General features: G+C 73.5%; 14 protein-coding genes and 1 tRNA gene. 5 read left to right on the plus strand and 10 right to left on the minus strand.

Annotation, left to right across the window (positions count from 1 at the left end):
* Window positions 1-15: 15 nt before the first annotated feature.
* The 5 genes from nudC to ACIBCJ_RS19135 form a co-directional block, all read right to left on the minus strand.
* Complete coding sequence (gene nudC, locus ACIBCJ_RS19115; protein WP_362107174.1) at window positions 16-960, minus strand: NAD(+) diphosphatase; 945 nt, start codon at window positions 958-960, stop codon at window positions 16-18.
* 158 nt (window positions 961-1118) lie between these two features.
* Window positions 1119-2540 (minus strand): dipeptidase, encoded by a 1422-nt coding sequence (locus ACIBCJ_RS19120; RefSeq protein WP_362511460.1) that lies wholly within the window; start codon window positions 2538-2540, stop codon window positions 1119-1121.
* A 10-nt stretch (window positions 2541-2550) separates the two neighbouring features.
* Complete coding sequence (locus tag ACIBCJ_RS19125; RefSeq protein WP_365980002.1) at window positions 2551-6066, minus strand: ATP-dependent DNA helicase; 3516 nt, start codon at window positions 6064-6066, stop codon at window positions 2551-2553.
* A gap of 126 nt (window positions 6067-6192) precedes the next feature.
* Entirely contained in the window at window positions 6193-9765 is a 3573-nt protein-coding gene (locus ACIBCJ_RS19130; protein WP_399282814.1) for an ATP-dependent helicase, read from the minus strand.
* A gap of 362 nt (window positions 9766-10127) precedes the next feature.
* Window positions 10128-10556 carry an MGMT family protein gene (locus ACIBCJ_RS19135; RefSeq protein ID WP_362107186.1) on the minus strand — a complete coding sequence of 143 codons (429 nt, stop codon included), beginning with the start codon at window positions 10554-10556 and terminating at the stop codon, window positions 10128-10130.
* A 186-nt stretch (window positions 10557-10742) separates the two neighbouring features.
* Between ACIBCJ_RS19135 and ACIBCJ_RS19140 the strand changes: the two genes are divergently transcribed.
* The 5 genes from ACIBCJ_RS19140 to ACIBCJ_RS19160 all read left to right on the plus strand — a co-directional run bounded on the left by ACIBCJ_RS19140 (window position 10743) and on the right by ACIBCJ_RS19160 (window position 17398).
* Window positions 10743-13520, plus strand: coding sequence for a lysylphosphatidylglycerol synthase transmembrane domain-containing protein (locus tag ACIBCJ_RS19140; RefSeq protein ID WP_365980004.1), 2778 nt, complete (start codon window positions 10743-10745; stop codon window positions 13518-13520).
* An 89-nt stretch (window positions 13521-13609) separates the two neighbouring features.
* On the plus strand, window positions 13610-15163 hold the full coding sequence (locus ACIBCJ_RS19145) for an alpha/beta fold hydrolase (RefSeq protein ID WP_365980005.1): 1554 nt from the start codon (window positions 13610-13612) through the stop codon (window positions 15161-15163).
* 141 nt (window positions 15164-15304) lie between these two features.
* Window positions 15305-16846, plus strand: a complete 1542-nt coding sequence (locus ACIBCJ_RS19150) for an alpha/beta fold hydrolase (RefSeq protein WP_365980006.1) — start codon at window positions 15305-15307, stop codon at window positions 16844-16846.
* 223 nt (window positions 16847-17069) lie between these two features.
* Window positions 17070-17144, plus strand: a tRNA-Trp gene (locus ACIBCJ_RS19155).
* An 80-nt stretch (window positions 17145-17224) separates the two neighbouring features.
* Window positions 17225-17398, plus strand: coding sequence for a hypothetical protein (locus ACIBCJ_RS19160; protein WP_365980007.1), 174 nt, complete (start codon window positions 17225-17227; stop codon window positions 17396-17398).
* A 116-nt stretch (window positions 17399-17514) separates the two neighbouring features.
* On the opposite strand, the gene moeZ is transcribed toward ACIBCJ_RS19160, so the two are convergent.
* The 5 genes from moeZ to ACIBCJ_RS19185 form a co-directional block, all read right to left on the minus strand.
* On the minus strand, window positions 17515-18693 hold the full coding sequence (moeZ, locus tag ACIBCJ_RS19165; protein ID WP_133887240.1) for an adenylyltransferase/sulfurtransferase MoeZ: 1179 nt from the start codon (window positions 18691-18693) through the stop codon (window positions 17515-17517).
* Between the two features lie 63 nt (window positions 18694-18756).
* Entirely contained in the window at window positions 18757-19506 is a 750-nt protein-coding gene (locus ACIBCJ_RS19170; protein WP_365980008.1) for a spherulation-specific family 4 protein, read from the minus strand.
* Complete coding sequence (locus ACIBCJ_RS19175; RefSeq protein ID WP_133887238.1) at window positions 19494-20552, minus strand: NAD-dependent epimerase/dehydratase family protein; 1059 nt, start codon at window positions 20550-20552, stop codon at window positions 19494-19496. The genes ACIBCJ_RS19170 and ACIBCJ_RS19175 overlap by 13 nt, the downstream gene beginning before the upstream one ends.
* Before the next feature lie 111 nt (window positions 20553-20663).
* Complete coding sequence (locus ACIBCJ_RS19180; RefSeq protein WP_399282904.1) at window positions 20664-21752, minus strand: hypothetical protein; 1089 nt, start codon at window positions 21750-21752, stop codon at window positions 20664-20666.
* A gap of 515 nt (window positions 21753-22267) precedes the next feature.
* Window positions 22268-24103, minus strand: a complete 1836-nt coding sequence (locus ACIBCJ_RS19185) for a DUF3492 domain-containing protein (protein ID WP_365980009.1) — start codon at window positions 24101-24103, stop codon at window positions 22268-22270.
* Between the last annotated feature and the right edge of the window lie 165 nt (window positions 24104-24268).

A 24268-nucleotide genomic window follows, 5' to 3' on the forward strand; every position in this document is an offset into this window, starting at 1 on the left:
TCGTGACGACGGGGGTCAGAAGGCGCTGCGGGTCGGCAGCGGCTTGCCGTACCAGAGCTCGATGAGGCGCGCCGCGATCGAGATCCCGTAGGGCGGGAGCACCTCGCCCGACTCGAAGGCGGCGCCCAGCTCCTCGCGGGAGAACCAGCGGGCCTCGTGGATCTCGTCGCCGTCCACGTCGATCTCGGTCGAGGTGGCGTGGGCCATGAAGCCCAGCATCAGGCTGGACGGGAAGGGCCACGGCTGGCTCGCGACGTACTCGACCGGGCCGACGGTGACGCCGACCTCCTCCTGGACCTCGCGGCGCACCGACTGCTCGATGGACTCGCCGGGCTCCACGAAGCCGGCGAGGGTCGAGAAGCGGCCCTCGGGCCAGTGCATCTGGCGGCCGAGCAGCAGCCGGTCCGCGTCGTCCGTGACCGCCATGATCACGGCGGGGTCGGTGCGCGGGTAGTGCTCCGCGCCGCAGGCCGGGCAGCGGCGGATGTGCCCGGCGGCGGCGATGACGGTGCGCTCGCCGCAGCGGGAGCAGAACCGGTGCAGGCGCTGCCAGTTCTCCAGCGCGACGGCGTGGGCCATCAGTCCGGCGTCGCGGTCCGACAGCAGCAGGCCGGCCTCGCGCAGGCCCGCGGGGCGCGCGGACTGGTCCATGCGGCCGGGCAGGGAGTCCTTCTGGAGGGCGAAGTAACTGGTGCCGTCGTCGTCGGTGCCCAGGAAGTAGCGGTGGGCCTCGGTGAGCGGGGCCTCGAAGGAGGGGGTCATGACGAGTTCGGTGGCCCCGTCGGGGGTCTCGTCGATGAGGACCTGACCGCCGGAGACGACGAAGCAGCGCGTCGAGGGGTGGCTCCATGCCGCCGCGAGCCAGGCCTCGTCGAGGCGGTGGTGGGCGGCGCGGTCGATGCCGCTGGGGGCGGCGAGCGAGATGGGACGGTCGGCGGTGTGGTCGGTCCAGGTGGTCACGGGTGCTTCCAACTCCCCCGGTGAGCGGTTCGGTTCGGCAGACGGGTTCAGCGGTTCGTAGGGCGGGCGGCGACCGGGTCCGGGAGGGCTCGGCGGTGCGGGCGGCCTTTCCAGTGTGCCGCGCGCGATGCAGGTCGGGTCCCGGACGGTGGGGGCGCTCAGGGGGCGTGACGCCAGTGCTCCGCCAGGTCGCCCCACAGGTGGGCGGAGGTCTCGACCCCTTTGAGGAGCAGGTCAAGTTCCACCTTCTCGTCCGGGGCGTGCCAGCCGTCGGACGGGACGGAGATGCCGAGGAACAGCACCGGGGCGTCCAGGACCTCCTGGAGGTCGGCCGCCGGTCCGGAGCCGCCCTCGCGGGTGAAGCGGATCTGTTTCCCGAAGGCTCGGCCCATGGCGCGGACCACGGATTGCAGCGCCGGGTGGTCCAGGGGGGTCAGGCAGGGGCGGGTGGCCGGGCGGAAGGCGATCTCGCAGCGGACGCCCGGGGGCACCTGCTCGGCGGTCCAGGCGCGGACGGCCTTCTCGACGTGGTCCGGGTCCTGGCCGGCCACCAGGCGGAAGGAGAGCTTCACCACGGCGGACGACGGGATGATCGTCTTGCTGCCCGGGCCCTGGTATCCGCCGCCGATGCCGTTGACCTCGGCGGTGGGGCGGGCCCAGATGCGTTCCAGGGTGGTGTGGCCGGCTTCGCCGTGGGTGGCGTGCGACTTGGCCGTGCGCAGCCACTGGCGCTCGTCGAAGGGCAGCTCGGCGAGCAGCTCGCGCTCCCGGTCGGTGAGTTCGATCACGCCGTCGTAGAAGCCGGGGATGGTCACGCGCGCGTGCTCGTCGTGCAGGGCCGCGACGAGACGGGCGACGGCGGTGGCCGGGTTGGGGACCGCGCCGCCGAAGGATCCCGAGTGGATGTCCTGGTCGGGTCCGTGCAGCCGGATCTCGCACTCGGCGAGCCCGCGCATGCCGGTGCAGACCGTGGGGGTGTCCTCGGACCACATGCCGGTGTCGGAGACGATCACGGCGTCGGCGGCGAGCCGCTCGGCGCGCTCCTCGACGAGGTCACGGAAGTGCGGGGAGCCGGATTCCTCCTCGCCCTCGATCAGCAGTTTGAGGTTCACCGCGGGGGCGGTGCGGCCGGTGGCGGCGAGGTGGGCGCGGACGCCGAGTGTGTGGAAGAACACCTGCCCCTTGTCGTCGGCGGCCCCGCGCGCGTAGAGGCGGTTGTGGCGGACGACGGGCTCGAAGGGGTCGCTGCTCCAGCCGTCCTCGCGGGCGGCGGGCTGTACGTCGTGGTGGCCGTAGACGAGGACCGTCGGGGCCTGGGGGTCTCCGGAGGGCCACTCGGCGAAGACCGCGGGGGCGCCGGGGGTCGGCCAGACCTCCGCGGTCGGGAAGCCGGTCTCCTTCAGCTTGGCGGCGAGCCAGTCGGCGCTGCGGCGCACGTCGGTCGCGTGGTCGGGCTGGGCCGACACGGACGGGATGCGCAGCCACTCGACGAGGTCGTCGAGGAAGGCGGTGCGGTGCTGTTCGATGTACGTGCGGACAGCGCTGACAGCATTGACGGCATTGTCAACGGGGTGGCTCATGCTTACGAGCCTATCGGCCCGCGCGGACACCCCGATCGTGCGGTTCGTCACCGACCTGCTCGGCGAGCAGCAGTCTCTCGAGTGCGGCGCGGTCCGGCAGTCCTTCGGGCCGTACGACCTCGCCGGTGCGTACGTAGAGGAAGGATGCCGTCACCGATTCGGGCGGTACGCGCTGCTGCTCGGCCCAGGCGATCCGGTAGAGCGCGAGCTGGAGCGGGTCTGCGGTGGTGACGCGGTTCGTCTTCCAGTCGACGATCTCGTACGTCGCCGTCGGGCCGTCCCCCTCCTTGTAGACAGCGTCGATGCGGCCGCGTACGACCCGGCCGGCCAGCGTGAGCTGGAAGGGCGCTTCCACGCGGAACGGTGTGCGGCGGGCGTACTCGGTGCGCTCGAAGGCGTCCTTGAGGAACTCCAGATCCTGCTCGTCGGCGATCTCGGCGTCGCCGCCGGGCAGCTCCTCCGGTTCCAGCAGGGGGAGCGTCAGCGGTTCGAAGCGGGTCTCGACCCAGGCGTGGAAGCGGGTGCCGCGGCGGGCGGCGGGCTGGGGCGGGCGGGGCATGGGGCGGGCCAGCTCCTGCGCGAAGCCGTCCGGGTCGGCGGCCAGGCTCAGCAGCTGGGAAGCGGTCAGCGACGCCGGCAGGGGCACTTCGGTGACGCTCTCGCGGGCGCGCAGGAGCTCGCCGGTGAGGGCGTCGAGGTCGCGGTCCCAGGAGGCGACCGTACGGGCTTCCTCCGGGGTGAGGCGTGCGGGGGCGGGGACCGGCGCGGGGCTCGGCGCCGCTGCCGGGGGCTGTGCGGGGGGCGGCGCCTGGTGGGGGACGGTGGGGCCGGCCTGCGGGACGGTGGGGCTCGTGTGCGCGGTGGGGCGGTCGGTGGTCCAGGTGTCCCAGTCGTCGGGTTCCACGGTCCAGTCGTCCGGGTCCGCTTCCTCGGGGAGTGGTGCCTCGTCGTCGTCCTCGGGGGGCGGTGGCCAGTCCGGGTCGTGGTGGGTCTCGGCCGGGACCGGGGCGCCTTCCGACCGGCCGGCGAGGGCGTCGAGGTGGGCGAGGACCGTCTCGGCGGCGGCCCGGCGCCGGGCGAGTGCCTCGTCGTCCAGGGGCAGGGGCCAGACCTCGTCGGCGGCCGCCCGGTGCAGGGCCGGGTTCTCCTCGTCCTCGGCCGGTTCGTCCGCCCAGGCCTCGATCTCGCCGTGTCCGGCCGCGCAGTGCTCGTACAGGGCCGTGAGGAAGTCGGACGGTCCGCGGGGCTTCTTCTGGCTGGGGCCCCACCAGTGGCCGGAGCCGAGGAGCAGGGAGCGGGGGCGGGTGAAGGTGACGTAGCCGAGGCGGAGCTCCTCGGTGTGCTGGTGGTCCTTCATGGCCTCGTGGAAGGCCTTCAGGCCCCGGGAGTCCCAGGACTCGACGTCGGGCAGGGTGTCGGCGTCGCCGCGCAGGCCGTGCGGCAGCACCTTGCCCTGGGAGGTCCACTTCTCGCGGCCCTGGCCGCTGGGGAAGGTGCCGGTGACGAGACCGGGTACGGCGACGACGTCCCACTCCAGGCCCTTGGACTTGTGCGCGGTGAGCACCTTGACGGTGTTCTCACCGCCGGGCAGCGCGTTGTCCAGGCCCTTCTCGTACTGGGCGGCGGTGCGCAGGAAACCCAGGAAGGCCAGCAGGGTGGCCTCGCCGTCGCCCGCGGCGAAGGACGCGGCGACGTCGAGGAAGTTCGACAGGGTCTCGCGGCGGCGGGCGGCGAGGGCGTGGGGGGACGCCGACAGCTCGACCTCCAGGCCGGTGACGGCGAGCACGCGGTGCAGGACGTCCATGAGCGGGTCGGACAGGGCCCGGCGCAGCTCGCGCAGTTCGGTGGCCAGCCGCGCGAACCGTACGCGCGCGTCCGGTGAGAAGGGCAGCCCGTCGTCGTCCCCGGTGCCGTCCAGCGGCGTCTCCAGGAAGGTGTCGAGGGCGTCGGCGAGCGATATCACCTCGGAGGGGTCGACCCCTTCGACGGCCTCGGCGAGCCTGCGGTCGGGGTCGTCGTCGCCCTCCACGCGCGCGTGGCTCACCAGCAGCCGGGCGCGGCGGCCCAGCAGGGCGAGGTCGCGCGCGCCGATGCGCCAGCGCGGCCCGGTCAGCAGCCGGACCAGGGAGGCGTTGGCGCCGGGGTCCTGGAGGACTTCGCAGACGGCGACCAGGTCGGCCACCTCGGGGAGGTGCAGCAGTCCGGAGAGGCCGACGACCTCCACGGGGACGTCGCGGGCCACCAGCGCGCCCTGGATCTCGGCGAAGTCCGTCGCGGTGCGGCACAGGACGGCGATCTCACCGGGTGCCTTTCCGGTGCGCACGAGGTGGGCGATCGAGCTGGCGATCCAGTCGATCTCCTCGGCGTGGGTGCGCAGCAGGGCGCAGCGGACCGTGCCGTCGCGTTCGGCGCCCGGGGCGGGGCGCAGGGCCTCCACGCCCGCGTGCATGGCGCGCAGGGGCTCGGCGAGGCCGTTGGCGAGGTCGAGGAGGCGGCCGCCGCTGCGGCGGTTCTCGCTGAGCGCCTGGCGGGTCGCGGGCCGTCCGTCCGCGTGGGCGAAGTGTTCGGGGAAGTCGTCGAGGTTGGCGACGGAGGCGCCGCGCCAGCCGTAGATCGCCTGGCAGGGGTCGCCCACCGCGGTCACGGGGTGGCCGGTGCCGCCGCCGAAGAGGCCCGCCAGGAGGACGCGCTGGGCGACCGAGGTGTCCTGGTACTCGTCGAGCAGGACGACCCGGTACTCGTCGCGCAGCACACGGCCCACCTCGGGCAGGCCGGCGAGCCGCGCGGACAGGGCGATCTGGTCGCCGAAGTCGAGCAGGTCCTGCCGGCGTTTGGCGGTCCGGTAGCGGATCACCAGGTCGGCCAGTTCGCGGCGGGCGGCGGCGGCCTCGGGGACCTTGCGCAGGTCGGCGTTGCCGAGCCGGACGCTCTCCAGGGTGCCCAGGAGGCCGGCGTCCCAGCTGCGCAGGTCCTCGGGGCGTACCAGGTGCTCGGCGAGTTCGGCGTCGAGGGCGAGGAGGTCGCTGACCAGGTCGGCGAAGGACCGGGTGAGCGCCGGGTAGGGGCCGGGGGACTCGCGCAGGACCCGAGCGGCGAGCTGGTAGCGGGTGGCGTCGGCGAGCAGACGCGAGGTCGGCTCGAGGCCGAGGCGCAGGCCGTGGTCGGTCAGGAGACGGCCCGCGAAGGCGTGGTACGTCGAGATCGCCGGCTCGCCCGGTGGGTGGTCCGGGTCGATCGCGTCCGGGTCGGTCACGCCCGCTTCGACGAGGGCCTTGCGGACGCGCTCGGCGAGTTCACCTGCGGCCTTGTTGGTGAAGGTGAGTCCGAGGACCTGTTCCGGGGCCACCTGGCCGGTGCCGACCAGCCAGACCACGCGTGCCGCCATCACCGTCGTCTTGCCCGACCCGGCTCCGGCCACGATCACCTGGGGGGCGGGCGGCGCGACGATGCAGGCCGTCTGCTCCGGGGTGAAGGGGATGCCGAGGAGTTCTTTGAGCTGCTCGGGATCGGTGAGGTGGGCGGGCACGTCAGAGAGGCTAGCGGCGGCCACTGACAGCGGATGCCCGATGTCCGCCACGGGGCGGGGGAAACGCAGGTCAGCCCCTGTGGTGCGACGTGTCACACCGGTCGCCCGGGCCACCGGGCCCGTCGCTCACTCCACGACGTGCCGCCCCTCGGGCCGCGCGCTGCACGACGCGCGGAAGGCGCAGTGGGTGCAGTGCTGGCCCGTGGTGGGGGTGAACCGTTCGTCGAGGACCTTGCCGGCCGCCGTGGCCAGCAGGTCGCCGACCCACTCGCCCTCCGGCCCCTGCTGCGCTTCCTGCGCCTGCACCTTGGGCAGGGTCTCGCCGCCGTCGCGCTTGGGCGCGCCCTGGCGCAGGTGGACGAGTTCGGCGCCGCCGGGTTCGGGGCGTATGCCGTCGAAGGCCTCGTCGACGGCGCCCTCGCGGACGGCGAGCTGGTACACGGCGAGCTGCGGGTGGCGGGCCACTTCCGCGGACGTGGGTGCCTGTTTGCCGGTCTTGAAGTCGACGACGTACGCGCGTCCGTCGCCGTCGGCCTCCACGCGGTCCATCTGCCCGCGGATGCGGACCTCGTAGTCGCCGGCCTCCAGGGTCACGTCGAAGTCGTGCTCGCTGGCCACCGGGGTGCGCCCGGCGCGGTCCATGACGTGCCACTTCAGGAAGCGTTCGAGTGCCACGCGCGCGTGGGCCATCTCCTGCGCCGACTTCCACGGCGCGTCGAAGGCGAGCGCGTTCCACACGGAGTCCAGGCGCTCCATCAGGACGGCGAGGTCGGCCGGGGTGTGTCCGGAGGCCACCTCGTCGGCGAGTACGTGCACCACGTTGCCGAAGCCCTGGGCGGTGGTCGCGGGCGCGTCGGCCTTCACCTCGCGGCCCAGGAACCACTGCAACGCGCAGGTGTTGGCCAGCTGGTCCAGGGCGCTGCCGGAGAGCGTGACGGGCTGGTCGCGGTCGCGCAGCGGCACCTTGCTCTCGGTCGGGTCCCACATGCCCCACCAGCGGTAGGGGTGGGCGGAGGGCACCAGTGGGCGGCCGTCGTCGTCGGCCAGGGCGGCGAGTCGCGCCAGGCGCCGTGCGGCGGCTTCCCTCAGGGGCGCGGAGACGCGGGGGTCGACGGTGGTGGCGCGCAGTTCGGCGACGAGTGGCGCGACGGCGAGGGGGCGGCGCGGCCGGCCGGTGACGTCGGCGGGTTCGACGCCGAGCTCGGTCAGGAAACGGGAGGGCTGGTCCCCGTCGTCGGCCGGTGCCTTCACGGCGGTGACGACCAGCCGCTCACGCGCGCGGGTGGCGGCCACGTAGAACAGGCGGCGTTCCTCGGTGAGCAGGGCCCCGGGGGTGAGGGGTTCGGCGAGTCCGTCGCGGCCGATCCGGTCGGCCTCCAGCAGGGAACCGCGGCGGCGCAGGTCGGGCCACAGTCCCTCCTGGACGCCGGCGACGACGACCAGCCGCCACTCCAGTCCCTTGGAGCGGTGCGCGGTCATCAGGCGAACGGCGTCGGGGCGCACGGCACGCCGCGCGAGGGTGTCGGCCGCGATGTCCTCGGCGTCGATCTCCTCCAGGAAGTTCAGGGCGCCGCGGCCGCCGGTGCGCTCCTCCGCGCGGGCGGCCGTCGCGAAGAGTGCGCACACGGCGTCCAGGTCGCGGTCGGCGTTGCGGCCGGCCGCACCGCCGCGCCGGGCGGAGCGTTCCAGGCGGCTGGGCCACGGGGTGCCGTTCCACAGGTCCCACAGCGCCTCCTCGGCGCTGCCGCCCGCGGCCAGGCGTTCGCGTGCCTTGCGGAGCAGCGCGCCGAGTCGCTGGGCACCGCGCGCGTACGCGGGGTCGTGCACGGCGAGCCGCTCCGGCTCGGCCAGCGCCCGCGCGAGCAGTTCGTCCGAGGGCGGGGGCAGCGGGTTGCCCGCGGCACGCTGCTCGTCGCGCAGCGCCCGGCCGAGGCGGCGCAGGTCCGCGGCGTCCGTCCCGGCAAGGGGCGAGGCGAGCAGGGCGACGGCGGTCTCGGTCGGCAGCCAGCACGGTTCCTCCGCGCGGTGCACGCGCTCACCGGGCTCGGGCTTCCCGGCAGGCTCGACGTCGGGTACGGGCTCGGTCGCCGGTCCGGGCGGGTCGCTCGTCGGCGCCTCGTCCGTGGTCCGTACGTCCACCTCGGTCTCGGCGTCGGCTTCGGGGGGCCGGACACCGATTTCGGTGGGCCTGGTGTCGTCTTCGAGGGCCTCGGTGTCGGCGTCGGGGGCACCAGCGTCGGCTTCGGGGATGCGGGCGGTGGCTTCGGAGACCTCCGCGGCGGCTGCGGGGGCCCCGCCGTCGGCTCCAGGGGTGCGGGCGGCAGCTTCGCGGGCCCCGCCGTCGGCTGCCGGGGCCCCCGCCGTGCCCGTCCCGGGCCGCTCCCCCGCCGCTCCCGGGCCCGCCTCGGCCTCCGCCACCGCTCGCAGGGCCGTCAGCAGCGGCGCCACCGCCGGCTCGTGACGCAGCGGAAGGTCGTCGCCGTCGATGTCCAGGGGGACGCCGGCCGAGGTGAGGGCGCGGCGGAGGGTGGGGATGGTGCGCGAGCCTGCGCGTACCAGGACGGCCATCTCGCCCCACGGGACGCCGTCCTCCAGGTGCGCCCGGCGCAGGATGTCGGCGATGTTGTCCAGCTCGGTGCCGGAGGTCGGGTAGGTGTACGCCTCGACGCGCCCGCCCTCCCGAACCGGGGTCAGCTCGCGGTGGGCGCGGACCTTGTCGGCGGGCAGCCGGGTCAGCGGCATGCGCTGGGTCAGCAGCCGGGTGGCGGCCAGCAGGGCGGCCCCGGACCGGCGCGAAGTCCGCAGCACCGCGACCGGCGCCGGACGGCCGTCGACGCGGGGGAAGGCGGCCGGGAAGTCGAGGATGCCGTTCACGTCCGCGCCGCGGAAGGCGTAGATCGACTGGTCGGGGTCGCCGAAGGCGACAAGGGTGCGCCCGCCGTCGGCCAGGGCGTGCAGCAGCCGTACCTGGGCCGGGTCGGTGTCCTGGTACTCGTCGACGTACACCGCGTCGTACCGGGCGCTCAGCTGCGCGGCGACCTCGGGGCGGCGGGCGAGGAGCACCGCGCGGTGGACCAGTTCCGCGTAGTCGAGCACGCCCTGGAGGTCGAGCACGTCGAGGTACTCGGCGAGGAAGACGGCGGCGGCGCGCCAGTCGGGGCGGCCGATGCGCCGGGCGAAGGCCCCCAGGGCGTCCGGGCCGAGCCCCAGTTCCCGGCTGCGGGCCAGTACCGCGCGGACCTCGTCGGCGAAGCCGCGGGTGGTCAGGCAGGCACGCAGCTCGTCGGGCCAGCGCACGTGGGCGAGTCCGAGCCGCTCCAGGTCCACCTGCCCGGCGAGCAGCTCCCGCACCGCCACGTCCTGTTCCGGTCCGGACAGCAGTCGCAGGGGCTCCGCGAAGAGGTCGCTGTCCTGGTGGGCGCGGACCAGGGCGTAACCGAAGGAGTGAAATGTCGTCGCCCGGGGAGCGCGCGCGGCTCCGATGCGCAGGGCCATCCGGTCGCGCAGTTCGACGGCCGCCTTGCGGCTGAAGGTCAGCACCAGGATGCGCTCGGGGTCGCCGCCCTCGGCGATCCGCTCCGCCACCGACTCGACCAGGGTGGTGGTCTTGCCGGTGCCCGGTCCCGCCAGGACGAGCAGCGGCCCGGCCCGGTGGTCAACCACGGCGCGCTGTGCGGCGTCCAGACGAGGGGGGTCCATGCGCGCGGGCGGGGTACGCACCAGTCGGTAAGCGCCACGGCTCCCCCGTCGCACCTGGGGGTGCGACGGGTGTCCGTCGGAGGAAGAGGAGCTCACGTGGTTCGCCGGTCCTGGTGGGTGTGCTGGTGGGCCGTCCGCGCCGCGGGCGGGGCGGTGGCCACGGGATGAGAGGGACGCGTCCGGCCGACGCTACGCCGACGGAAGCGGCAGAAGCAGTGCTTCCGCTTCTTCCCCCAGGTCACTCACGGCACGAGCGCCCCCTGCCCCTCGAACGTACGTCATGCCACGGACATGCCCGAAGCGTCCGGTTTCCCTCGTACGGATCACAGGTCACACATCGGCCGGAGGCATGGCGGAAGCTGTCAGGTGTGACCCTGTCCGCGTCCGCCGCGCCCCTGGGTGTGTCCGCCGTCGCCCTGTGCCCGGTCGCCGCCGTCCCACCGCGCCCGCTTCAGGTCGAGGCGAGGCAGGTGGCCCTCGGCGGCTCTGCTCGCCTCCTTCAGGGGCGTGCCCTCGTCCCGGTAGCGGTCGATCGCCTCCAGCTCGTGCCCCGCGAGCAGCGCCCCGTCCGCGCGCACGACACGCCACCAGGGGACGCCACCGCCGTAGAGGGACATCACCCGGCCGACCTGGCGGGGGCCGCCCTCCTCCAGGTACTCGGCCACGTCCCCGTACGTCATGACGCGGCCCGGCGGGATCAGCTCGGTCACGTCGAGGACCCGCTCGGCGTACTCCGGCAGCGCGTCCGCGTGCTGCGGACCGGCGCCGTCCGGAAGACTCTGCTCGCTCATCCGACCCATCCTGCCGCACCCCGCCGACAACGCGACGCGCTCCCGAGGGTGCGCGTCCCTCGCCCGGGACGGGGCGCTTCGGGCAGACTGTGCGGCCCGCACCGGCACCCTGATGCCTGCCGAGGCCGACGCGGCATGCCACCATCGTGCGGGCGGTGACCAGTGATACGAGAGCAAGAAGAGGCGATGAAGCAGCAGGGTGTGCACCCCGAGGACGCCGAGGGCACCTCTGACGCTTCCGCGCGCCCGGACGCCGCGCACGCGGGGGACGAGAAGACCGGCGACCGGGCGGCCGGGGGGCCGTCGGCGACGGCCGCGGACCCCGACGACGTGGCCCACATCGACGAGGTCGAGGGCGACGAACCGCTGCTCCCCGCGCGCGTGCACCGTCCCTCCGACCTGGTCCGACTCCTGGTGGGCGTGCTCGCCGTCGCCCTGCTCCTGGCCGTCGCCGCCTTCGCGCACGGCACCACCTCGGGCCTCGAACAGGACATCAACAAGGGCACGGGACAGGCCCCCGACCTGCTCATCAAGATCGCGGGGCTGGCCTCCAGCATCGCGATCCTCCTGGTGCCGGTCGCGTTCGCGATCGAGCGGCTGATCAAGCGGGACGGGCTGCGGATCGCCGACGGCGTACTGGCGGCGGTCCTCGCGCACGGCGTGACGCTCGCCACGGACCTGTGGGTGGCCAAGGCCGCTCCCGGCTCCATCCAGGAGGCGCTCACCCAGCCGTCGCCGGGCGACATCCACGCGTTGACCGACCCCGTGCACGGCTACCTCGCCCCGGTCATCGCGTACATGACGGCCGTCGGCATGTCCCGCAGACCCCGCTGGCGTGCGGTGCTGTGGATCGTCCTGCTCCTGGACGCCTTCTCGATGCTCGTCACCGGTTACACGACACCGTTCTCGATCATTCTGACCGTCCTCATCGGCTGGACCGTCGCCTACGGCACCCTGTACGCCGTCGGCTCCCCCAACGTCCGCCCCACCGGCCGGACGCTGATGGCGGGGCTGCGGCACGTCGGCTTCCGGCCGGTGACCGCCGCGCGGCAGGAAGCGCCGTCGGACAGCGTCGAGACCGGTGACCGGGGCCGGCGCTACTTCGTCACGCTGGAGGACGGCCGGCCGCTCGACGTGACGGTGGTGGACCGCGAGCAGCAGGCGCAGGGCTTCTTCTACCGGGCGTGGCGCAACCTGACCCTGCGCGGCTTCGCGACCCGCAGCAGCCTCCCCTCGCTGCGGCAGGCCCTGGAGCAGGAGGCGCTGCTCGCGTACGCGGCCATCGCGGCCGGCGCCAACGCCCCCAAGCTGATCGCGACCTCGGAGCTGGGTCCCGACGCCGTCATGCTGGTCTACGAGCACACCGGCGGGCGTTCCCTGGACTCGCTGGCGGACGAGGAGATCACCGACGACCTGTTGCGCGACACCTGGGAGCAGGTACGGGCCCTGCAGTCGCGCCGCATCGCGCACCGCAGGCTGGTGGGCGACGCGATCCTGGTGGATCGTTCCGGCACGGTGATCCTCACCGACCTGCGCATCGGCGAGATCGCCGCCGGCGACCTGCTGCTGCGCATGGACGTCTCCCAGCTCCTGGTGACGCTGGGCCTGCGGGTCGGTGCCGAGCGCGCGGTCGCGTCGGCGGTGGGGGTCCTGGGCCCCGACAGCGTGGCGGACTGCCTGCCCATGCTGCAGCCCATCGCGCTCAGCCGCTCCACGCGCGCGACCCTGCGCAGGCTGGCGCGGGAGCGTGCCCAGCGTGAGCGGGACGCGGTGCTGGAGTCGTCCCGGCAGGCCAAGCTGGCCCGCGCGGAGGCAGCCGGGCACGGCGCCACCAGCCACGCGTCGGAGCGGACCGACGAGACCACCCCGTCCGACAAACCGGACAAGAAGGCGGTGCGCGCCGAGCAGCGGGCCGAGAAGCGGGCCGTGGAAGAGGCCATCGAGGAGGCGCGCGAGGAGGACCTGCTCACCCAGATCCGACACGCCGTGCTGCGCATCAGACCGCAGGCACCTGTCGAACCGGCGCGTCTGGAGCGGGTGCGGCCGCGCACGCTGATCAGCTTCATCGCCGGCGCGATCGGCGCCTACTTCCTGCTGACGCAGCTCACCCACATCGAGTTCGGCCCGCTGATCTCGAACGCGCAGTGGGGCTGGGTGGCCGCGGCCGTGCTGTTCTCGGCGGCGAGCTACGTCGCCGCCGCGATGTCCCTGCTGGGCTTCGTGCCCGAGAAGGTGCCCTTCCCGCGGACGGTGGCCGCGCAGGTCGCCGGGTCGTTCGTGAAGATCGTCGCCCCCGCGGCGGTCGGCGGCGTCGCCCTGAACACCCGCTTCCTGCAACGCGCGGGCGTGCGTCCCGGGCTCGCGGTGGCGAGTGTCGGCGCGTCCCAGCTGTTCGGGCTGGGCTGCCACATCCTGATGCTGCTGTCCTTCGGCTACCTGACCGGCACCGAGAAGACGCCGTCGCTGTCCCCGTCCCGGACGGTCATCGCGGGCCTGCTGACCGTGGCGGTGCTGGTGCTGGTGGTGACGTCGGTGCCGTTCCTGCGCAAGTTCGTCGTCACGCGCGTGCGGTCGCTCTTCGCCGGGGTCGTGCCGCGCATGCTGGACGTGCTGCAGCGGCCGCAGAAGCTGATCACGGGCATCGGCGGCATGCTGCTGCTCACCGCCTGTTTCGTGATGTGCCTGGACGCCTCGATCCGCGCCTTCGGCGACGACTCGTCGTCGATCAGCCTGGCGAGTGTCGCGGTCGTCTTCCTCGCGGGCAACGCCCTGGGGTCCGCCGCGCCGACGCCGGGCGGTGTGGGCGCGGTGGAGGCGACGCTGACGGTCGGTCTGATCGCCGTCGGCCTTCCCAAGGAGGTCGCCGCGCCCGCGGTGCTGCTCTACCGGCTGCTGACCCTGTGGCTGCCGGTTCTGCCGGGCTGGCTGGTCTTCAATCACCTCACCCGCAAAGAGGCGCTGTAACCGGGCGCACCGGAGCACCGAGGGACGCCCCGTACCTCGTACGGCCCCGGCCACGCGCGGGTGTCCCCGTGCGGCCGCACGATGGACGCATGCCGAATCCTTCCCGGCTGCGCGCCGCCGCCCTGACCGCCACCGCCGTCGCACTGTCCACCCTGCTGGCGGGCTGCGGCGGTGGGTCGCAGGAGGACGACGACGAGGACCTGTGGGGTCAGGAACTGCGCTGGAAGGACTGTGGGGCACCGTCCGAGGCCGAGGGCGGCGGCTCCGCGCCCTCCCCCCTGCCCGACGGCGACGCGTGGCAGTGCGCCACGATGAAGGCGCCGCTCGACTGGGACGACCCCGAGGGCGCCACGATCGGCCTCGCGCTCATCCGGGCCGAGGCCAGCGGCGAGCCGGACCGGCGGATCGGCTCGCTCGTCTTCAACTTCGGCGGGCCGGGCGGCTCCGGCGTCACCACACTGCCCGCGTTCGGCCAGGACTACGCGAAACTGCGCACCCGCTACGACCTGGTCAGCTTCGATCCGCGCGGCGTCGGCCGCAGCGATCCCGTGGAGTGCCTGGACGACGAACAGCTCGACACCTACTTCCAGCAGGACGCCACCCCCGACGACCAGGCCGAGCGCACCGCGTTGGTGGCCAACACGGAGAAGTTCAATGCGGCCTGCGAGAAGAACTCGAAGAAGGTCCTTCCGCACGTGCGCACGACCGACGCTGCCCGCGACATGGACCTGATGCGCCAGGTGCTCGGCGACGAGAAGCTGCACTACTTCGGCATCTCCTACGGCACCGAACTCGGCGGCGTCTACGCCCACCTGTTCCCCAAGCACGTGGGACGTGCCGTCTTCGACGCGGTCGTCGACCCGACGCAGACCTCGGAGCAGAGCTCGCTGGGACAGGCGAAGGGCTTCCAGCTGGCGCTCGACAACTTCGCCGAGGACTGCGTCTCGAAGACCGAGGACTGCCCCGTCGGCGACACGGCCGAGGACGTCAAGGCGCGCATCGCCCGGCTGCTCAAGGACCTCGACCGCAAACCGATCCCCGGTGTCTTCCCCCGCAAGCTCACCGAGACCGCCGCGACCGGCGGCATCGCGCAGGCGCTGTACTCGAAGGACTTCTGGGAGTACCTCACCGAGGGCCTGGAGCAGGCGTACGACGGCGACGGACGGGTCCTCATGGTGCTGTCGGACTCGTTGAACGGGCGCAACGAGGACGGCGAGTACAGCAACATCACCGCCGCCAACGTCGCCATCAACTGCGCCGACGACAAACCGCGGTACGACACCGCCTACGTGCAGGGCAAGCTGCCCGAGTTCCGCGCCGCCTCCCCGCTCTTCGGCGACTACCTCGCCTGGTCCATGGTCGGCTGCACCGACTGGCCGGTGGCCGGAGCCGCCGACCATCCGGACGTCGGCGCGCCCGGTGCGCCGCCGATCCTGGTGATCGGCAACACCGGCGACCCGGCGACGCCCTACGAGGGTGCCGGCCGGATGGTGGACGCGCTGGGCAAGGGCGTCGGCGTGGAGCTGACCTACAAGGGCCAGGGGCACGGCTCCTACGACAGCAAGAACCGGTGCGTGCAGAACGCGGTGCACGGCTACCTGCTCGACGGCGAGGTACCGGCGGCCAACACGGTGTGCTCCTGACCCAAGTGGACACCCAATCCGGGAAAAACGCCAGGTCAAAGCGTTATCCACAGGTCTCGGTGGGCATGTCCGACTCCACCTACCATGGCAGGAACGCCATCCGCCGCACGGCGCGGACGGCTTGCCAGGGGGGAGAGGACAATGGCGCGTCTCGCGAGGTGGACGGCTCTGACGGCCGCCGCCGCACTGCTGACGGCGGGCTGCAGCGGCGGCTCGTCCGACGAGGACAGGGGCGAGGGACGCGACAGCGACGCGGGCCCTTCGGCGGTGGCGCCGCCCGGGGTGCCGAAGGCACTGGCGTCCCAGACGCTGGACTGGGCCCGTTGCGAGGGCACCGACGAGGCCCCGGCACCGGACGGCGACTGGAGGTGCGCCACGCTCAGGGCGCCGCTGGACTGGTCGGATCCGGGAGGCGAGACGATCGACCTCGCGCTGATCCGCTCCAGGTCGACCGGGGACGACCCCGTCGGCTCCCTGCTGTTCAACTTCGGCGGCCCGGGGGCGTCCGGCGTCTCCATGATGCCGTCCTACGCCGACACCGTCTCCTCCCTGCACGAGCGGTACGACCTGGTGAGCTGGGACCCGCGCGGAGTGGCCGCCAGTGAGGGGGTCCGCTGCCGCTCCGACGAGTCGATCGATGCCGCCGAGTCCGTGGACTCCACGCCGGACACCCCGGCCGAGGAGCGGGCCTATCTGAAGGACGCCGCCGACTTCGGCAGGGGCTGCGAGAAGGCGTCCGGCGCGCTCATGCGGCACGTCTCCACCGCGGACACCGCACGCGACATGGACCTGATGCGGCACGTCCTGGGCGACGACGAGCTGCACTACTTCGGCATCTCCTACGGCACCGAACTCGGCGGCGTCTACGCCCACCTGTTCCCCGAGCACGTGGGACGCGTGATCCTCGACGCGGTGGTCGACCCGAGCGCCGACACGATGGGCCACGCAGAGAACCAGGCCAGGGGTTTCCAGCGCGCCCTGGACGACTACCTGGAGTCGACCGGGCAGGAACCCGGACAGGGGTCACGGAAGATCACCGACCTGCTGGAGCGGCTGGACGCGGAGCCGCTGCCCACCTCCTCCCCCGGACGCGAGCTGACGCAGACACTCGCGCTCACCGGCATCGTCCTGCCCCTGTACAGCGAGGGCAGCTGGCCGTCCCTGACCAGCGCGCTGGAGGCCGCCGAGGAGGGCGACGGCTCCGAACTGCTGGCGCTCGCCGACGGCTACAACGAGCGCGATCCCTCCGGGCATTACGGCACGACGACCCACTCGCAGCGGGTCATCTCGTGCCTGGACGACAAGCAGCGGCCGACCGTGCAGGAGACGAAGAAGCTGCTGCCGAGGCTTGAGAGCGTCTCCCCCGTCTTCGGCGCCTTCCTCGGCTGGGACGCGGCCGGCTGGTGCCACGACTGGCCGGTGGCAGGCCGGCACGAGACGCCGGAGGTGAGCGCACCCGGCGCGGCCCCCATCCTGGTGGTGGGCAACACGGGCGACCCGGCCACGCCTTACGAGGGCGCCCGCAGAATGGCGGACGAGCTGGGCAAGGACGTCGGCACAGTACTGACCTGGAAGGGCGAGGGCCACGGCGCCTACGGCAGCGGCAGCGACTGCGTCGACTCCACGGTGGACGCCTACCTGTTGAAGGGGACGGTGCCGAAGAACGGCAAGGTCTGCTCATGACGACGGCGGGCGCGGGCACCGAGCAACAGACGGCAAGTCAGGTCGTGCAGCCGCGACCTGCACCTCCCGCCTCACCTCGACAACCACCGGGCCGATGGTTCGCGCCGAGCGGCAGAACCGACACAACTGCTGGGTCGTCGAGGCCCCGCCCCCCATCACCGCCGGGGGCGGGTACCGAAAGCCGGTTCTCTCCGACACGCGTTCGGCTAGGATCCTGCCGGGCGAAGCCGTAGCGCAGAGGTCGTCGCGCGCGGTCTCCAAAACCGCGAGGACGCCGGTTCGAATCCGGCCGGTTTCGCTCGTGCCAACCTCACCCACGAAAGGGCGGTAATACAGCGGTAATTGCCGTGCAGGTTCAGGACGCGGGGGGGGGAGCACGTGGACGAAGACGAGATCAGGCGTGCGGTGGCACGGGGCATGCGTGACTACGAGAGGTCTCGACCGAAGGCCAAGGGAATCATCGCCGAGACGGAGAGTGCCGTAGGCGGCTGTGTCGCGATGTTCCTGGTCGCCCTTGTGATTCTGGGGGCCGTTGCCGCCTGCAGCAGGTGACGTCCAGGCACTGCCCCGGGCAGGCCGACGCCCATCGACGAGAAAAGAAGCCCACGGCTTTTGAACTGGTCACAGCCGTGGGCTTCTTGAGCCTCGCCGGTGGGCGGAGCCGGTGATCAGTAGACGGGCTTCTCCGGCTCGATCTGGTTGACCCAGCCGATCACGCCGCCGCCGACGTGGACGGCGTCCGAGAAGCCGGCGGACTTGAGGACCGCGAGGACTTCCGCACTGCGGACACCCGTCTTGCAGTTCAAGACGATCTTCTTGTCCTGCGGGAGGCTCTCCAGGGCCGAGCCCATGAGGAACTCGTTCTTCGGGATCAGGCGGGCGCCCGGGATGGAGACGATCTCGAACTCGTTCGGCTCGCGGACGTCGATGAGCTCGATGTTCTCACCGTCGTCGATCCACTCCTTGAGCTGCTTGGGAGTGATCGTGGAGTCGGCGGCCGCCGCCTGGGCCTCCTCGGACACGACGCCGCAGAAGGCCTCGTAGTCGATGAGCTCGGTGACGGTCGGGTTCTCGCCGCAGACCGCGCAGTTGGGGTCCTTGCGGACCTTGACCTGGCGGTAGGTCATCTCCAGGGCGTCGTAGATCATCAGGCGGCCGAGCAGCGGCTCGCCGATGCCCGCGAGGAGCTTGATGGCCTCGTTGGTCTGGATGGAGCCGATGGACGCGCAGAGCACGCCCAGCACGCCGCCCTCGGCGCAGGAGGGGACCATGCCGGGGGGCGGGGGCTCCGGGTAGAGGCAGCGGTAGCAGGGGCCGTGCTCGGACCAGAAGACGGAGGCCTGGCCGTCGAAGCGGTAGATCGAGCCCCACACGTAGGGCTTGTTCAGCAGCACGCAGGCGTCGTTGACCAGGTAGCGGGTCGCGAAGTTGTCCGTGCCGTCGACGATCAGGTCGTACTGGCTGAAGATGTCCATCACGTTGTCGGCCTCGAGCCGCTCCTGGTGAAGGACCACCTCCACCAGGGGGTTGATGCCCTTGATGGTGTCACGGGCGGACTCGGCCTTGGGCCGGCCGATGTCGGCCTGGCTGTGGATGACCTGCCGCTGCAGGTTGGACTCGTCGACCTCGTCGAACTCGATGATGCCGAGCGTGCCGACACCGGCTGCCGCCAGGTACATCAGGGTCGGCGAGCCGAGGCCGCCCGCGCCCACGGCGAGCACCTTGGCGTTCTTCAGCCGCTTCTGCCCGTCCATCCCCACATCGGGGATGATCAGGTGGCGGGAGTACCTGCGGACCTCGTCTACGGTGAGCTCGGCGGCCGGCTCGACCAGGGGTGGCAGCGACACGGGGACTCCGTTGGTCGGTCAGTGATTACGGTTGTTCTCCCGGTAACACTGCCACGGCCTTTTTCATTCCGAGACACCCGTCCCGACCCGCGAGACGATTTCGTCCCAGTAGCCGGGCATCGTCTCCCAGGGGTCGGTCCGCCCGCCGCAGTCCGTGCGGTCGGTGAACCAGATGGTCGCGGCCCCCTGCCAGCGGGCGATGCGCAGTGCCTCCTCCAGGTGCCCGCGCGGCACGCCGTGGACGAAGTGGCAGAAACGGTCGGGCGGATAGTCGGCGCTCCACTCGGCCGCCTGGGACCAGCGGTAGTCGGCCCAGGAGCCGGAGAAGGTGACGAGCTGGTCGGCGTTCTCGGCGTAGCCGGGGTACGGGTGGGTGCCGTGTCCGAGCACGATGTGGGCATCGTCACGGATCGTGCGGAGGGTGGTGACCGTGCGGCGGACCTCGGGAAGGGCGGCCCGGTCCGAGGGGCAGTGGTCGAGGAGGAAGCCGTCGACCTGGTACCAGTCGAGGTAGCGGTGGGCGTCGGAGATCTGCTCACCCAGGCTGCGGGCCCCGTGAGCGGCGTCGAGGTGCCCGAGGACGCGGACACCCGCGTTGCGCAGACGCCCGGCGGCCTCCAGGCAGCGCGGGTCGGGGTGAGCGCCGGGACCGGCGGCGACGTTGAGGACGACCCAGTGCAGCGGGGTGCCGGGGCAGCCGAGGCCGGCCCACTCGTCGGGGGCGACGAGGGGGTGGGCCAGTCCCGGGACGCCGAAGCCGGTACGGACGCCGGTGCTCGCGGTGCCCGCTCTGGTGCTGGTCAGATACGACACGCCGCCTCCATCCAGATGTCGGCGAGGGACTCCTCGAGGCCGATCCGGGGCCGCCAGCCGAGCCGGTCGCGTGCGGTGCGCACATCGGCCTGCTGCCAGCTGCCGCAGCCGTCGGGGTACGGGTGCGGGGCCGGTGCCGGGTGCTCGGGGTCGGTGCGCTCGCCGCGGCTCCCGAGGGGGTCCGGACGGTGGTGGCCGAGGGCGTCGGTGCGGTGGTGGCCCAGGGCGTCGACGCGGTGGCCGACGGACTCGGTGCGGGGATGGCCGATGGTGGGCCGCAGCACCCCCGGGGGGCCGTCGAGTTCGTGCAGGGTGCCGCCGTACCCGGCGACCCGGGCCAGGGTGGCGGCGGCGTCGCGCAGGCGTACGGCACGGCCGGAGCCGATGTTGATGACGCCCTGGGCCGCGGAGAGCGAGGCGGCGTGCACCGCGCGGGCGACGTCGCGGACGTCGATGAAGTCCCGCTGGGCGCCGAGGCCGCCGAGGCGCAGTTCGCCGTCCCCGGACTGCATCGCGCGCCGCATGGCCTCGGCCAGCCGGCCCAGCGGGGAGCCGGCGGGCGTGCCGGGCCCCGCGGGTGAGAAGACCCGCAGGACGACGGCGTCCAGGCCGGAGCCGAGGACGAGTTCGGTCGCGGCGAGCTTGCTGACGCCGTACGGGCCGCCGGGGCGGGGCACGGCGTCCTCCGCGGTGGACGAGCCGGGCTGGCTGGGGCCGTACTCGGCGCTGCAGCCGACCTGCACCAGACGGGCGCCGCAGCCGCTGCGGCGCAGGGCCTCGCAGACGGTGGCGACGGCGACGGTGTTGTGCCGGGTGAGTTCGCGGGCGCCGCCCCGGGTGGCGCCCGCGCAGTTGACGACCACTCCGGGATGGACGGCGTCGAGGAAGCGGGTGAGGGCGCCGGGGCTTCCGGTGGCGAGGTCGAAGCGGACGTCGGCGTCGTCACCGCGGCCGAGGGCGGTGAGCTGGACGGCGGGGTCGGCGAGCAGACGGTCGGCGACGAAGCGGCCGATGTAGCCGTTGGCTCCGATCAGCAGGACTCTCATCGGGCGGCTCCCGGTGCCGAGGCGTCGGGTCGGGAGGTGGTCATCTGGGGGCTCCTTCAAGGGGTGATGCGAGGGTGTCGAGGACGTGTGCGGGACGGTCCGGGTGCGCGCTCACCGGGTCGGCTCCGCGGGCGCGTGGGCCGAGGCCCTGGTCAGGCGACGGCAGGCGTGCACCAGGAGGGCCAGGGCGCCGATGCCGCAGGCGGCCGTCGGGAGACCTGCCGGGCCGCAGGCGCCGACCAGGGTCTCCACGGGGACGCTCAGGAAGCCGCAGCCGGGGAGGCGGCCGGCGAAGAGCGTGGCCAGGGCGGCCGCCTCGGCGGTGGCCGTGGCGGTCAGGACGAGCGTGGAGGCGTGGGCGTGGCCGTGCACGGTGAGCAGCCGGGCGAGCAGCAGCAGGGCACCCAGGGCGAGACCCTGGGGCAGGGCGGCGGGCTCGCCGAGGACGGCACCGGTCAGGGCGAGCAGGGCCGCCAGGGCGCCCATGTAGAGGGCGAACGTGCCGAGCAACAGGGGGCGTACGGAGGCGGCGAAGTCGGCCAGGCCACGGCTGGACGTCAGTTTGCGGCGGGCGCCGGCGGCGAAGAGGTGGGCGGTTCCGGCCGCGGGGGCGCAGGACAGCGCGAGCGCCAGGACCGGGGCGAGGGCCACCGGCCACGGGCCCTCGCCGGTGCCGTCGGGGAGGCCGTCCGGACCGCCGCCCACGGTGGAGTCGAGGAGCCCGTCGCCGAGGAGGGCGTAGCCGACGAGCCAGCAGGTCCAGGTGCTGGTGGTGTGCGTAGCGGCGCTCAGCGGCCCGCGGCGCAGTGCCGCGCCGAGGGCCAGGCTCACCGCGAGGAGTCCGACGAAGGCCGTGATCAGGCGTGGCCGTCCCTCGGTCAGACGCAGTCCGGCGACGGCGGCGGCGCACAGCACGCCGGGCAGCAGGGCGAGGACGAACACGGCGGTTCGCGGCCTGCGTTGCCGTGGTGCCGAGGCGTCCTCGGGACCGGCCGGGGGGCCGGCGTCCGGGCGGGCCGGGGCGTCGCCGTCGCGCGGGACACGGGCGTACATCTCTTCGGCGAGGGAGAAGACGTCCCGGTGGCGGAAGCGTGCGGCGGTCCGGTCGGTGACGCCGTGCGCCTCCAGCCCCGCCGCGATCTCCAGCGGGTCGACGGCGCGTTCGCACAGGGCGCGGTGCCGGTGCAGCAACCCTTTCACCGGGTCGGCGGTGGCGCGGCGTGCGGCGGACACGGGCGGCGTCTGCCTGCCGTCGCGGACGTCCGCAGCGTGGCCGCGTCTCGCTCGACCGTCGTCCTCGCGGCGGCCCGCTCCCCGACCGTCGCCTCCGCGAGGCCGCTCGCCTTCCGACGGGCGCCCGTCCTCCGCGGGGCGCCGGCCGTCCCGCCGGCCCGCCTCCTCATCGGGAGACATGCCGACCGAGGCGGCGCCGTCGGCCAGGTCAGCCACACGAGCCACGTCAGTCACACGAGCCACGTCAGTCACGTCGTCAGTCACGTCAGTCACGTCGGCCACACGGGCCGCGCCGACTGTGCCGACCGCGTCGGTCCCGCCACCTCCATCGGCCGGACCGACCGGGCCGGCCCCGTCAGTCACCCGGGTCGCACCGGCCCCGTCGGCCCCGTCGGCCCCGTCGGTCAGGAACTTCTGCGAGCGTGCGTCCCAGGCGCCCGGGCTGCGCGGGGTCCCGGGCCGGTCCAGTTCGCCGAGGCCGCTCATCGGGAGGCCCCCTCGGTCGCCGAGACGGGAGCCTTCGCCCTGACGGGGCTGCCGGTGACCCGGACAGGGCTGTCCGCGACCCGGACGTCCGTGGCCCGGACTTCCGCGGCCCGGACGTCCGTGGCACCGACCGGGCCGTCCACAACCCAGCCGGGTCCGTTCCGAACCGCCCCGGGACCGCCCCTGGCCGCGACACGGGCCACGGCGTCGCTCCAGCGCCCGGGGACGTGGGCTTCGGCCGGGACGCCGAAGGGCAGGGGCTCGCCGGTGTCGTCGAGGACGACGCGGCGGGCCGGGGTGCGCGAGAGGATCTCCAGGTACATGCCGTGGAACGCCGTGGTGTTCTGCTCGACGGTGAAGAGTTCCAGTGCGCGGGCGCGCGCGGCGGCGCCCAGGCGGTCGCGGCGCTCGGGGTCGCGCAACAGCGCGATGCACGCCTCCGCGAGCGCCCGCGGATTGCGCGGGGGCACGACGAGTCCGGTGCCGCCGATCGCCTCGACCACCGCGCCGACATCCGTGGACACCGTCGCGCGGCCGCAGAACATGGCCTCGACGAGCCCGGCCGGGAACCCTTCGACGACGCTGGAGAGCACCACCAGGGTGCCCGAGGCGTAGGCGTGGGCCCGGGAGGGCAGTTCGGGTCCGCCGATCTCCTCGAAGGAGACCGGATTGCGGCCGACGGCGTGCGGACCGTCCGCCTCGTCGGGGAAGAGCTGCGCGGCAAGGCCCTTGCAGTGGGCGAGGTAGGCGGCGCCCTCGGGTCCGGCCGGGGCGCCCACGATCCTGAGGCGTGCCGTCGGCTCCGCCCTGCGGATCTCGGCGAAGGCGTGCAGCAGCGAGACCAGGTCCTTGGCCGGCTCGACGCGCCCGACCCAGACGAGGGTCTGCGGGTCCGCGCACTCCGGAGACTCCCCCGCCTCGGCGAAGGGGGCCGGGTCCATGCCCGGGTGGACCGTACGCAGCTTGGCGCGGTCCGCCCCGCAGCGTTCCTGCCAGCGGCGGGCGTGTGCGTTGCCGGGCGTGATCACGGCCGCCTGCCGGTAGGTCTCGGCGGCCAGCCGGCCGTGGAAGGCGGCGAGCAGGGACCGTATCGCGGGCGAGGAATCGGGTTCCGTCAGGTAGTGCGTCCGCAGTCGCACGCCGTACTCGGTCACCAGCAGGGGGACGTCGCAGAAGTGCCGGGCGAGCAGGCCCGGCAGGGCGGCCGTGCCGCCGGAGGCCGCGTGGCACAGGTCCACCGAGCCGAGGTCGTCGTCCTCGTACCAGTCCAGGGACAGGGGGCGCAGGGCGCGTTCGAGGCGCGCGGCCACGGCCAGCAGGTCGGGAACGCGTGCCCCGCGCGCGGAGCGGTGGGCGCCGGGCGCACGGCAGGCGCGTTCCAGGGCGCTCACGGCGGTCTCCGAGCGCAGCGCGGTGGGCAGTCCGCCCTCGTCCCGGGCGAGTTCGGCGAGGCCGTACAGGGCGGTGGCGAAACGGTCCGCCTCAAGGGCCGACCGGCCGTCCGGCACTTCCTCCGCACTCGCGGACGGGTCCCCGGGGGCGGTGGTGCACAGGGCGGTGGCCAGCTCGCCGTAGTACTCGGCGAAGCGCCGGCGCGCGCGCCGTCCGAGGACGATGCCGTCGTCCTCGGTCTCCCAGAGCGCGGCGGTGCGCACCCGCCCGACCTGTGGCGGCAGCGGGACCCATCCCCCGGCCTCCTCGCGTTCGCTGCGGCTGAGCGCGTAGACGTCGAACTCGTGCTGTTCGAGGCCGCGCACGAGCCGGTCGCACCAGGCCCCGGCCTCACCGCTCACATACGGATAGCCACCCTCCGTAAGCAGTCCGATGCGCACGCGCGCACCCCCGATCTCCCTTTTGGGGAGCCGCCGTTGGCCCGGCGGCTCGCAGCGGGACGAACGTATGCGGAGAAGGAGGTGGGGGGGGGGGGGGGGGGGGGGGGGGGGGGCACAACCCCCGACCAACACCAAGACAAAAAAATAAAGTGAAGGGGAGGGTGG

Source organism: Streptomyces sp. NPDC051136, assembly GCF_044455745.1.
Taxonomy (GTDB): domain Bacteria; phylum Actinomycetota; class Actinomycetes; order Streptomycetales; family Streptomycetaceae; genus Streptomyces.